Source organism: Shinella sp. R2-11 (assembly GCF_055330205.1).
On sequence record NZ_JBVAPC010000008.1, the window covers coordinates 77385 to 89776 of the forward strand.

General features: G+C 65.0%; 10 protein-coding genes. 4 read left to right on the plus strand and 6 right to left on the minus strand.

Going from position 1 to position 12392, the window contains the following annotated elements:
- The first annotated feature begins 30 nt into the window (after window positions 1-30).
- The 4 genes from fabF to gmk all read left to right on the plus strand — a co-directional run bounded on the left by fabF (window position 31) and on the right by gmk (window position 4353).
- Window positions 31-1293, plus strand: a complete 1263-nt coding sequence (gene fabF / locus ACZ1A1_RS19310; RefSeq protein ID WP_463621188.1) for a beta-ketoacyl-ACP synthase II — start codon at window positions 31-33, stop codon at window positions 1291-1293.
- Between the two features lie 129 nt (window positions 1294-1422).
- Entirely contained in the window at window positions 1423-2607 is a 1185-nt protein-coding gene (gene mltG, locus ACZ1A1_RS19315; RefSeq protein WP_463621189.1) for an endolytic transglycosylase MltG, read from the plus strand.
- A 195-nt stretch (window positions 2608-2802) separates the two neighbouring features.
- Window positions 2803-3690 carry a YicC/YloC family endoribonuclease gene (locus ACZ1A1_RS19320; RefSeq protein ID WP_463621191.1) on the plus strand — a complete coding sequence of 296 codons (888 nt, stop codon included), beginning with the start codon at window positions 2803-2805 and terminating at the stop codon, window positions 3688-3690.
- Between the two features lie 3 nt (window positions 3691-3693).
- Window positions 3694-4353, plus strand: a complete 660-nt coding sequence (gene gmk / locus ACZ1A1_RS19325; RefSeq protein ID WP_313195773.1) for a guanylate kinase — start codon at window positions 3694-3696, stop codon at window positions 4351-4353.
- Between the two features lie 184 nt (window positions 4354-4537).
- Here the strand turns inward: gmk and rsmA are convergent, their stop codons facing one another.
- From rsmA to lptF, 6 genes are all read right to left on the minus strand, one after another.
- Window positions 4538-5365 carry a 16S rRNA (adenine(1518)-N(6)/adenine(1519)-N(6))-dimethyltransferase RsmA gene (rsmA, locus tag ACZ1A1_RS19330; protein ID WP_463621355.1) on the minus strand — a complete coding sequence of 276 codons (828 nt, stop codon included), beginning with the start codon at window positions 5363-5365 and terminating at the stop codon, window positions 4538-4540.
- Window positions 5365-6402 (minus strand): 4-hydroxythreonine-4-phosphate dehydrogenase PdxA, encoded by a 1038-nt coding sequence (gene pdxA / locus ACZ1A1_RS19335; RefSeq protein ID WP_463621194.1) that lies wholly within the window; start codon window positions 6400-6402, stop codon window positions 5365-5367. Before pdxA ends, rsmA begins: the two co-directional genes overlap by 1 nt.
- 128 nt (window positions 6403-6530) lie before the next feature.
- Window positions 6531-7472, minus strand: a complete 942-nt coding sequence (locus ACZ1A1_RS19340) for a SurA N-terminal domain-containing protein (RefSeq protein ID WP_463621195.1) — start codon at window positions 7470-7472, stop codon at window positions 6531-6533.
- Window positions 7473-7605: 133 nt separating this feature from the next.
- Entirely contained in the window at window positions 7606-9945 is a 2340-nt protein-coding gene (locus ACZ1A1_RS19345) for an LPS-assembly protein LptD (protein WP_463621196.1), read from the minus strand.
- Window positions 9945-11024 carry an LPS export ABC transporter permease LptG gene (gene lptG / locus ACZ1A1_RS19350; RefSeq protein WP_415212000.1) on the minus strand — a complete coding sequence of 360 codons (1080 nt, stop codon included), beginning with the start codon at window positions 11022-11024 and terminating at the stop codon, window positions 9945-9947. The genes ACZ1A1_RS19345 and lptG overlap by 1 nt, the downstream gene beginning before the upstream one ends.
- Window positions 11021-12205: an LPS export ABC transporter permease LptF gene (lptF, locus tag ACZ1A1_RS19355; protein ID WP_415212001.1), complete on the minus strand. Its 1185-nt coding sequence runs from the start codon at window positions 12203-12205 to the stop codon at window positions 11021-11023. Before lptF ends, lptG begins: the two co-directional genes overlap by 4 nt.
- Window positions 12206-12392 lie beyond the last annotated feature (187 nt).

A 12392-nucleotide genomic window follows, 5' to 3' on the forward strand; every position in this document is an offset into this window, starting at 1 on the left:
TTATAAGAATATAAGGGTGGATCACGGACGATGAGGCGTGTCGTTATCACGGGTACCGGCATGGTATCCCCGCTTGGCTGTGGCACCGAAGTGACCTGGAGCCGGCTTCTGGAGGGCCGCAGCGCCGCCGCCAGGGTAACCGCCTTCGAGGTCGAGGACCTTCCCGCGAAGATCGCCTGCTCCATCCCGCTCGGTGACGGTTCCGACGGCACCTACAATGCCGACCAGTGGATGGAACCCAAGGAACAGCGCAAGGTCGATCCGTTCATCACCTATGCCGTCGCCGCCGCCGACATGGCGCTCGAAGACGCCGGCTGGCATCCGAAATCCGACGAGGACCAGATCGCGACCGGCGTGCTCATCGGCTCCGGCATCGGGGGCCTCGAGGGCATCGTCGAGGCCGGCTACACGCTGCGCGACAAGGGCCCGCGCCGCATCTCGCCCTTCTTCATTCCCGGCCGCCTGATCAATCTCGCCTCCGGCCAGGTCTCGATCAAGCACAAGCTGCGCGGCCCGAACCATTCCGTCGTCACGGCCTGCTCGACCGGCGCCCACGCCATCGGCGATGCCAGCCGGCTGATCGCGCTCGGCGATGCCGATGTCATGGTGGCCGGCGGCGCCGAATCGCCGATCTGCCGCATCTCGCTCGCCGGCTTTGCCGCCTGCAAGGCGCTGTCCACCGCCCGCAACGACGACCCGACCGCCGCGTCGCGTCCCTATGACCGCGATCGCGACGGCTTCGTCATGGGCGAGGGTGCCGGCGTCGTCGTTCTCGAAGAGCTGGAGCACGCCAAGGCGCGCGGTGCGAAGATCTATGCCGAAGTCGTCGGCTACGGCCTTTCGGGCGACGCATTCCACATCACCGCGCCGTCCGAGGACGGCGAGGGCGCCTTCCGCTGCATGACCATGGCGCTGAAGCGCGCCGGCATTCCGGCCAGCGAAGTCGACTATATCAATGCGCACGGCACCTCCACCATGGCCGACACGATCGAGCTCGGCGCGGTGGAGCGGCTCGTCGGAGATGCGGCCTCCCGTATCTCCATGTCGTCCACCAAGTCGGCCATCGGCCACCTTCTGGGTGCCGCCGGTGCCGTCGAGGCGATCTTCACGGCGCTGGCGATCCGTGACAATATCGCGCCGCCGACGCTCAACCTCGACAATCCCGACGTCGAGACGGCGATCGACCTGGTGCCCCACAAGGCCCGCAAGCGCGAGATCAACGTGGCGCTGTCCAACTCGTTCGGCTTCGGCGGAACGAATGCATCGCTGGTTCTCAAGCGCTACGACGCCTGATCCCGTCCGGGACGCCAAGTCGTCCCGGCACGCCCGCACAACCGAATGAGAAGAGCGGCTTGATCCCGCTTTTGCCGCATTGCTCTGCTGGAAGACGTCGAGCAATGCCCGAACCCATGAGGACAGTCCGTGAGCGACACGAACGATTCCGGCGAGACGCAATTCGGACGCGGCGAGGCCTCCGGCCAGCCCCGCATCATTCCGAAGTCCGCCAATGAGGCCCTGCGCCCCGAGCAGGTGCCCGAACCGCCGAGCCGCCGCCGGTCGCGCAAGGCGCGCAGCCAGGTCGTCATCTTCCTGAATTTCGTCATGACCGTGGTCGTCTTCGCCACGCTCATCGGCGTCGGCATCTTCTATTACGGCATCAAGAGCTATGAGGAAGCCGGTCCCCTGACCGCCAACACGAACTTCATCGTTCGCGGCGGCGCCGGCACCAACGAGATCGCCGCCAACCTCGAACGCAACAACATCATCAGCGACAGCCGCGTCTTCCGCGTGCTCTCGCGCGTCTATCTCGACGGCGAGACGCTGAAGGCCGGCGAATACGAGATCAAGGCCGGCGCCTCCATGCGCGAGATCGTCGAGCTGCTGAAATCCGGCAAGTCGATCCTCTACAGCGTCTCCGTGCCGGAAGGCCTGACGGTCAAGCAGGTGTTCAAGCGTCTTGCGGAGGATCCGGTGCTGGAAGGCGACCTGCCGGCCGAGCTGCCGCCGGAAGGCTCGCTGATGACGGACACCTACAAGTTCTCGCGCGGCACGAAGCGCGCCGATATCCTGCACCAGATGCTCGACGCGCAGAAGGCGCTGATCGACCAGATCTGGGACCGCCGCGACGACAATCTGCCGATCACCACCCGCGAGGAATTCGTCACGCTCGCCTCCATCGTCGAGAAGGAAACCGGCCGGGCCGACGAGCGCTCGCGCGTGGCCTCGGTGTTCCTCAACCGTCTCGAAAAGGGCATGCGCCTGCAGTCGGACCCGACGATCATCTACGGCATGTTCGGCGGCGAGGGTAAGCCCGCCGACCGTCCGATCTTCCAGTCGGACCTCGAGAAGAAGACGCCGTTCAACACCTATATCATCAAGGGCCTGCCGCCAACGCCGATCGCCAATCCCGGCCGTGCGGCGCTGGAAGCCGTCGCCAACCCCTCGCGCACGGCGGACCTTTACTTCGTCGCCGACGGCACCGGCGGGCATGTTTTCGCCGAGACGCTGGACGAGCACAACCAGAATGTCCGGCGCTGGCGCAAGCTGGAGGCAGAGAAGGCGGCCGACGCCGCCAAGGAGACGCAAGGCACGACCACCGCCCAGTAAGGGCGGGATTTCGCAGGAGGCCCCGGTTTTCCGGGGCCTTTTCGTATCTGCGCCACCTTTGATGTGGATCGCGGCCGCTTCCGCCCGCTTGCCGGTTTTCAAGGCCGGGAAACTGTTTCACTTTGGATACCCAATACCGGGTACGCTGCGCGTATCCGGCAGGCCCGCCCGGGCGGGCCGCCACTGGAGGCTGACATGACATTGCAATCGATGACCGGTTTTGCGCGGGTCGAGGGAACCAGCGGACGCACCCGCTGGGCGTGGGAACTGCGTTCGGTGAACGGCAAGGGGCTCGACATGCGCCTGCGCCTGCCACCCGGCTTCGAGGCGCTGGAGGCGGATGTGCGGCGCCTTGCGGGCGAAGCCTTCTCGCGCGGCAATCTCCAGGTCGGCCTTGCCACCAGCGTCAGCGAGGCGGATATCGAGGCCGTCGTGAACCAGGGCGCGCTCGCGGCCGTCCTTGCCCTGCGCGACCAGCTTGCCGGTACCATCGATCCCGCTCCGGTGAAGCTCGATACGCTGCTCTCCGTCCGCGGCATCGTGGACTTCCGCGAGGCGGAGGAAAGCGAGGACGAGCGGGCGGCGCGGGATCGCGACATCCGGGAGGGCTTTGCCGAGGCGGTCCGCTGTCTTGCCGACATGCGGCGCAAGGAGGGCAGCGCGCTCGCCGGGATCCTGCTCGGCCAGGTCGCCCGCATCGAGGCATTGACGGAGATCGTCGAGGCCGACCCTTCGCGCAGCGTCGCGGCAATCGCCGAGCGGCTGGCCGGGCAGGTCGCCCTGCTGCTGCAGGGGGCGAGCGCGCTCGACCGCGACCGGCTGCACCAGGAGGCGGCGCTGCTCGCCACCAAGGCGGACCTGCGCGAGGAGATCGACCGCCTGAAGGCCCATGTTGCGGCCGCGCGCGAGCTCATCGCCGCGGGTGGCCCCATCGGCCGCAAGCTCGATTTTCTCGCACAGGAATTTAACCGGGAATCGAATACGATCTGTTCCAAGTCGAACGCTGCTGCTGTAACGGCTGCAGGCATCGAGCTGAAGGTCGTCATCGACCAGTTCAGGGAACAGGTCCAGAATTTGGAGTAGGCCATGGCCGAACCGTCGAAAGAGATCCATATCGAGCGCCGCGGGCTCATGCTCGTCATCTCCTCGCCGTCGGGCGCGGGCAAGTCGACCATCGCGCGCAACCTGCTGGAGGCCGATCCCCGCCTCAGCCTGTCGGTCAGCGTCACGACGCGCCAGCGCCGCGCCAGCGAGATCGCCGGCCGGCACTATCACTTCATCAACCACAAGGAATTCGAGCGCCTGCGCGACGGCGACGCGCTGCTCGAATGGGCCGAGGTGCACGGCAATTTCTACGGCACGCCGCGCGAGCCGGTGGAGGAGGCGATGTCCGCCGGCCGCGACATGCTCTTCGACATCGACTGGCAGGGCGCCCAGCAGCTCCAGGAGAAGATGCCGGCCGACGTCGTCTCGATCTTCATCCTGCCGCCGTCGATGACCGAGCTGCAATCGCGCCTGCATCGCCGCGCGGAGGACACGGAGGAGGTCATCCAGACCCGCCTTGCCAATTCCCGCGCCGAGATCGAACACTGGCGCGAATACGACTACGTCATCCTCAACGACGACCTCTCCGTCGCCTTCGATGCCGTGCAGAGCATCGTCAAGGCCGAGCGCCTGCGCCGCGACCGGCGGCACGGGCTGTTCGATTTCGTGACGAAGCTGGTGACGGAGAAGCCGGTTCTCTGATCGGCGGTCGCCGGTAGCAAGGTTCTCGTTCCGGGATTGCCCCTCACCCTAACCCTCTCCCCGCAAGCTGGGAGAGGGGACTTGCCCCACGGCATGTTCGAGGTTTGGGGAAACCGGCGCGGTACATCTCCTTCTCCCCGCCTGCGGGGAGAAGGTGGCCGGCAGGCCGGATGAGGGGCGAATGCTAAAGCGCGTTCGCCAGCCGCACGAACTCTTCCACGCTCAGCGTCTCCGCCCGCCGCTGCGGATCGATCTCCGCTTTCGCCAGCAGCGCTTCGCCGCCGAGCGACTTGACGCTCTGCCGCAGCATCTTGCGGCGCTGGCCGAAGGCCGCATGGGTGACGCGTTCCAGCGCCGCGACATCGCAGGGCAGGGGATTGGCGACCGGCTCCAGATGCACGACGGAGGACGTTACCTTCGGTGGCGGCGTGAAGGCCTGCGGCGGCACGTCGAAGGCCATGCGGGCATCGGTGCGCCAGCCGCAGAGCACGCCGAGCCGGCCGTAATGGTCGTCGTTCTCCCCGGCGACGATGCGCAGGCCCACCTCGCGCTGGAACATCAGCGTCAGCGACTCCCAGAACGGCGGCCAGCGCTTCGGCAGCAGCCAGTTGACGAGCAGCTGCGTGCCGACATTGTAGGGCAGGTTGGCGATGATGCGCACCGGCTCGCCGGGCGCCAGCGCCTCGAAATCCGTCTTCAGCGCGTCGCCCTCGATCACCGTCAGGCGGCCGGGATAGTGTTCCGAGATTTCCGCCAGCGCCGGCAGGCAGCGGGCATCGCGCTCGATGGCGATGACGCGTTTCGCGCCGAGCGCGAGAATGGCGCGCGTCAGGCCGCCCGGCCCGGGGCCGACCTCGATCACCGTATGGTTCTCGATGGGGCCGGCGGTGCGGGCGATCTTCTGGGTGAGGTTCAGGTCGAGCAGGAAGTTCTGCCCGAGCGCCTTCTTCGCATCGAGCCCGTGCCGATGGATGACGTCGCGCAGCGGCGGAAGTCCGTCGAGTGCCGCCATCATGCCGTCTCCCCTGCTATCCGCTCATGCGTGGCAAGCGTATCTGCCAGCCGGAGCGCGGCGAGCAGGCTGTCGGGCTTCGCGACGCCCTTGCCGGCCAGCGAGAAGGCCGTACCGTGGTCCGGCGAGGTGCGGATGAAGGGCAGGCCCAGCGTCGCGTTGACCGAGTCGTCGAAGCCGAGTGCCTTGGCGGGGATCAGCGCCTGGTCGTGGTACATGCAGAGCGCCACGTCATAGGTCGCGCGGGCGGCGTCGTGGAACATCGTATCGGCCGGAAGCGGACCGACGGCGTCGATGCCGGCGGCCTTCAGCCGTTCGACTGCGGGGCGCACGATGGCGTCATCCTCCAGCCCCAGCGCACCGCCTTCGCCGGCATGCGGATTGAGGCCGGCAATCGCGAGGCGCGGGTACTCGATGCCGAAGCGGCGGCGAAGGTCCCGCGCGGTGATCGTCGCCGTCTCGACGATGAGGTCCTCGGTAAGGGCGGCGGGGACGTCCTTCAGCGGGATATGGATCGTGACGGGAACGGCGCGCAGCTTCGGGCCTGCCAGCAGCATGACGGGAAGGAGGGCCTCCCGGCCCGTTGCCCTCGCGGCGAGATCGGCAAGAAACTCGGTGTGGCCTGGAAAGCCGAAGCCGGCATCGTAGAGAACCGCCTTGGCGATCGGGTTCGTCACGACGGCGGAGGTCCGCCCCGCCATCGTGAGACGGACGGCGGTCTCGATCGAACCCGTTATGGCCGCGGCATTGCCCGCGTCCGGCGCGCCGGGAACGACGGGCACCGGGCAGTCGCAGGCAAGAACGGGAATGGCCTTTGGGAAGACGGTCGCCGCCGTTTCCGGTTCCGCCGCAGCGACGGCGACGTCAAGGCCGAGCAGGGCGGCGCGATCACGCAGCACCCCGGCATCACCGATGAACAGGAAGGCGGGAAGCGCGAGCCGCTCGCGGGCGGCCCAGAGGGCAAGGGTAATGTCCGGGCCGATTCCGGCCGGGTCACCCATGGTGAGCGCCAGCGGAGGGATGTTCGTCTGCGTCATGGGCCCCTGCCGCGAAAGCGATTCCGGCATGATGCGCAGCGATTGCCTCCGGAATGCATGGAGATGAAGCAAGGGCATCGGGACATGCCCTTGCGGGTTGGAGAAGCGCCCCGCGCGGGAGCGCCGGATCAGCGCTCGGTGATCGTCGCCTTCTTGCGCAGTTCGGCGATGTACTTCTTGCTGTTCTCGTCGTTCTCGTTGTTGCCCTTGGAATTGGCGATGTCCTCCGCGCGGAAGACCATTTCGGCGGCGACGTCGTCGTTGACGTCCCGCTTCTTGCAGATCGCCAGATATTCGACGCCGCGTTCGGTGACGCGCGTGCCGGTCGTCTGGCCGGTAGCCTTCTCGATCAGCGGCTTCCAGTCTTCCGGCATCTGGGGGGCGAGGACGCGGCCGAGGTCGCGGATCGACACGTCATGCATCGTCGCGGCGAAGGCCTTTGCCTGGTCGCAGCCGGGGAACTTCGAGCGGGAGGCTTCCGCCTCCGCCTTGCGCTTGCCGAGGATCGCATTGCGGCGCTTTTCCGGCACCACGAAGATCACCTGCTTGAGGAAATATTCCGTCGTCACCGGCTTCTTGCCGCCATGCTCCTGCATGCGCTCGACAAGCGTCTTGCCGCTGGCCGAGCCGGCGAAGCGGGCATTGACCACGCGCGGCCAGCTCATCTGGATGGCGATGAACTGCTTGAAATGCTCCGGTCCGACACCGGCCTGGTTCAGGATCTTGCCGAGCTGGTCGACCGACATCTTGTTCGAGGAGGCAAAGCGCGCATAGGCGGCGTCCACCTCCGAGGTGCTGACGGAGGCGCGCGCGCGCAGGACCTCTTCGCGCTTCAGCGCTTCCTCGATCAGTTCCTCGCGGGCCTTGCTGCGAAGGTTGCCCTTGGCCCGCTGCAGCTTCAGGAAGTTGACGCGGCGTTCGAGGTCGCCGGTGGTGATCGGCGTGTTGTTGACGACGGCGATAACCGAGGTGGCGGCTTCGGCGGAACCCATTGGGACAGCGATCGTCACGGCCGCTGCCAATGCAGCGCCCACCATCATGGAACGCACCAGAGATTGTCTGCCCATCATGCCAGTCCCTCTATCCAAACCCATCCCGTCCCGCCGGCCCGCGCCATGAAAGCGCATGACGGCAGCGGGAGCTTATTGTCCCGGATGTGCATAATACATACGGCCAAACGATGACAAGAGCGGCCAGCAAACGCTATTCGAAGCCGGTGAGCGTCGTATCTCCCACCCGGATGTCGCCAAGGGTACGGAACATCAGGCGCGCGCCGATCGACCAGTCGTTCGCCGTGCTGTCTTCCTTGTCCCGCTCGCGCTCGTAGAAGAGCGAGAACACAGTGTCCCGGTCATCGTAGGAAATGCCGATCCCGTCGCGCGTGACGACATGGTTGCCGATGTCGTAGGTCAGCGAGCCGAAGACGGACCAGTAATCGTGGAACTTGAAGACGGCTTTGCTCTGGAGTTCGCTCGCGCTGTTCTGCAGGCCGTAGTCCGGCTGTGCGGCGATACGCGTATAGACGATCTCCGTCGCAACCTTGGCGCCTTCGTAGCGCAGTGCGGTATCCGAGCGGCGGAGCGAGAAATCGTCCTTGTCGAGGCGTGCGCTGGTGGAGAAGGAGATGCCGTTCGGCAGGTCGAAGCCCGCCATGCCGACATAATCCGAGCTGTCCGTTTCAAGGCCGGAATTCGCGCCGGCATTGACGAGGTCCGGCGTTGCAAAGGAGTTCACGCCGCCGAGCTGGAAGGACTGGCCGACGATGCTGCGCAAGAGCACGCCGTTGTCGAACGTGCCGGTGTAGCGCAGGCCGACATTGGCGCGGGTGCCGCCTTCGATCCGGTCGAAGCCCGAGAACTTGTCCCGTTCGAAAAGGTTCGTGGCGTCGAAGACGAAGCTCTGGGCGTCCTCGTTCGGCAGGCGGCCGGCAAGGTCTTCATCCGGGCGCGCATAGAGCTGTGCGATCGGCTCGAAAAGATGGGTGCTGTAATCCGTCGTCGCGAGGATCGGGTAGCGTGCCTCAAGGCCCGCCGTCAGCATCGAGCGGGTGGCGCTACCATCCGATTCGTAATTGCCGCCATAGGTGCCAGGCGCGTTCATGTCGAGCCGGTGAATATCGCCGCGTGCGGCCAGCATGGGTGTCAGGACGAGGCCGCCGGGAACCACGAACTGGCGCTTCCATTCCACTTCGCTGGTAAGGCGGGTCATACCGCCTTCGAGGCCCCGGAAGCGATCCGCTAAGCCCACCCTCTTGTAAGTATCGGCAAGATCCCGGTCGATGTTCGTGATGTTCGTCGTAACGCTGAGTTCACCGCCGAACACCGGCTGCGGCACGATGTATTCGTGGTCCAGCGTCTGGGCGATCGCTTGCTGGCGCTCGGCCTCGTCATTGGAGTCAGCGTCCTGGACGTCGAAATAGAAGGCGCGCAGGTCGAAGCTGCTGCGGCGGCCAAGGCCCGACAGATAGCCCTGGTTGACATATGTCTTGTCCTTCAGGCCGTCGAGTTCGTAAGTGCGCGAGAAGTTGTTGTCGGTCTGCGCCATGACGTTCCAGCCGAACGCCCAGCGCGGATTGATCTTGAATTCACCCGTGGAGGCGACCATGCCGCGGAAGCCATCTTCCAGACGGTCGCTCGTATTGGCTGTGAAGTCGTCCGAGTTGAGCTGTCGGATGCCGGCTGCGCGCAACGTGACCAGACCGTTGTGGAAGCGCTTGCGGAATTCTGCTTCCATCAGGAAGCCCTGGTTGGTCAGCACGGTCGGCGACAGCGTCGCATCCATGTCGGGCGCAATCGCGATATAGTAGGGGGTCGTTACGCCGAAGCCGAGCTTCTGCGCATACTGGAACTTCGGGAAGAGGAAGCCGGTCTTCCGTTTGACGGTGTGGTCCGGCACCTCGAGCACCGGGATATAGGCGATCGGCTTGCCGAACATCTCGAAACGGGCGCGCTCAAGGCGGATCGTCTTGGTGCGGCCGTTCTGCACGATGCGCTCGGCCTTGACCTCCCAGATGCCGCGATGCGTCGGGTCGGTGGCACAGGGCGTACAGGCGGTATAGACGGCGTGGTTGAGGATCATCTCCTCGTCGTTGACGCGTTCGCCGCTGGTGGCCGCCATCTTCGTGAGGTCGGTGGTCTCGACGCGTAGCGCATTGACGAAACCGTTGGCGAAATCGTCCGAAAGATCCATCTCCTCGCCGTAGAGGCGATTGCCGGTCGGTTCGATCAGCTCGATATTGCCGCGGGCTTTCAGCCGGCCCGTCTTCTGGTCGTATTCGACCTCGCGGGCGACGAGCTTGTAGCCGCCGTAATTGATCTGCACGGCGCCGCGGGCGACGACCGTCTCGTTGTCCCTGTTGTAGACGAGCTCGTTGGCGGCGAGCACCAGCTTGCTGCCTTCGGGAATGTTCGGCTCCATCGTCCCGATATCGGGCGACTGGGCATATGCGGGCAGGGAGAAGACGGGCATGAGGGCGCACGTGGCCGCACCTGCAAACAGGGCGGCTTTCAACCACCGATTCTTTTTGCGGTCGCCTGCCGCCACTAGCCGTCCTCCTGATGCAGAAGAATCGTCGCACCCAAGGACATTGCGACGACCACTGGGAGCCAGGCCGCAACGAACGGAGGAACAACACCGCTGCTTCCGAATGCCTTCACAAGCACGGTGACGACATAAAGCATGAAGCCTGACAGGATTCCACCCAGAATCACCGCACGCGATTGGTTAAACCGACTAAATTTTAACGATACACAGGCCGCGATCAGCGTCATCGCAACCAGGAGAAGCGGCAGCGAAAGCATCGAGTGAAGCTGCGTTTCCATCGCATAGGTCGGGAAGCCGAAGGATCTGGCGGCCTCGATCTTTCGTCCCAGCTCGAAAAACGCAATGTTTTCAGGTTTCTCCAGGCTCTCCTGAACGAATTCTCGTTTCAGGTTGGTACGAAGCTGTACCTCGCCGAGACGAACCGGCAATTCGCCGATGCGAGTCTCGCGGACGTTCTTAAGAAGCCAGTAACCATCTTCCAAAGTGGCCGAATCGGCGTCCTGCCTGAGGACGATCCCGCCGGCCTGGTCGAAATGGATGACGGAAACATTGAGAAGGTGCGTGCCGCCGTCGAGCATCGCCTTGGCGCCGATGATCGCCTGGTCCTTGCCGTAGATCTGGCGCAGCCATGGAACGGTATTCTCGGCCCGCGCATTGGTCGCGCCCCAGGAGGCTTCGAGCTCCTGCGACTTCCTGTTGCCCCAGGCCGCGAGCGGATTGAGCACCAGCACGGCGGCGAGGCCGAACAGGAAGGCGCCGATGACGAACGGACGCAGGAACTGCCAGACGGAAATGCCCGCCGCACGCGTCACGACCAGCTCATAGCGGCGGTTGAGCGAGATCAGCGCGGCCATGCCGGAAAACAGCGCGACGAAGGGCACCGTCTGCATGAGGATCGTCGGAATGCGCAGCGCCGTGACGAGAAGGCCGATCGAGACCGTATAATGCGGCAGCGCGCCGGCGCGGTTCGACATCTCGCTGAAATCGATGATGAAGACCAGCGAGAAGACGCCGAGCAGGAACCATAGCGTGGTGGTGACGTAGCGGCGGAAGAAATAGAGGCCGAGCGTACGAATCATGAACTGGCGCCCCCGCCGGCGGAAGGCGTACCGGGGCCGATGAGCCGCGAAAGCAGCCTTGCGCGCAGCGCCGCCAGTCGCTCGCCGAGCGTGGCGGGAATCTCCAGGCTCTTGTTGCGCGCGAGATAGCGGATCGCGAGCCCCCCGGTGACGAGCGGTATGAGATACATGATCACAGTGAAGGCGATCGAGTTCTCGGCGTTGTTCGATGCATAGAAGCTCGCCCAGCGAATGAAGAGTGCCGTCAGCAGCGCCGTGACCATCGGATGGATGCGCGCTTCGCGGTGCGAGCGCGCGTCGCCGCTGACGACGAGCGCGATCAGGCCGAAGACCGCGGGCAGCAGCCACTCGGAGAAGCGGCGGTGCAATTCGGCGGTGAAGGCTCCCGGATTGCGCTTGAAATAGGGGTCTTCGGGGTCGGGGTCGAGGAGATAGGGCAGGTCGCGATCCTTCGGCCGGATATTGGCCTGCCCGGCGCTCTGGGTGAGGTCGGCAAGGTCGAAGGCATAGGATTCGAAGCGGATGACCGAGACATTGCCGTCCGGCAGCTTGCGGTGCACCTCGCCGTCCTTCATCACCAGCGCCGAGCTCTTCTCGTCCACGGCCCCCTCGCGGGCGTAATAGACCATCTCGAAGCGCGGATCGCGCGTATCGGCGACGAAGATGCCGCGCAGGACGCCGCCGTTGCGCCGCTCCGCGACCTGCACATAGAGGCCGTCGGTGATCTTGCGGAAGGTGTTTTCCTGCACGACCGCGGACAGCATGTCGGCATGGGCCGTCGCGATCATCTTGCGCACCGCCATGCGCGAATAGGGCTCGACGAAATTGTCGACGGCGAAGGAGACGAAGCTCATCGCCACGGCGAGGATCATGATCGGCCGGATGATCGTGACGCGCGAGGCGCCCGCCGAATTCAGCACCGTCAGCTCCGAATCGCCGTTCATCACGGTCAGCGTCTGCGAAACGCCGATGACGAGGGCGAAGGGCAGGATGATCGGAATGACGGACGGCAGGATCAGCGTCGCGAGCTTCAGGAAGGCGAAGATCGACTGTCCGCTGTCGGTGACGAGGTTGATGCTGGTCAACGCCTGCGTGACCCAGACGATGCCGAGCAGGGGCAGGAGCGTGGCGACGAACATGAGCGACGCCCGCCGCAGGATATAGCGCTCGATCAGTTTCATCTTTCAGTCCGCACGTCCGACAAGCGGTTCCGGTCCACGCCCACGGCGCCCGTCAACGGAACTGCAAATGGGCATATAAGCTTTCTTGAGGCTGACGCCATAGCGAAGAGTGTCCGCCCGGATGGAAAATTTCTGGCGAACAAGCATGCCTAACGATCTCTAAACAAGCGGGCGCATCTTGCCAAGC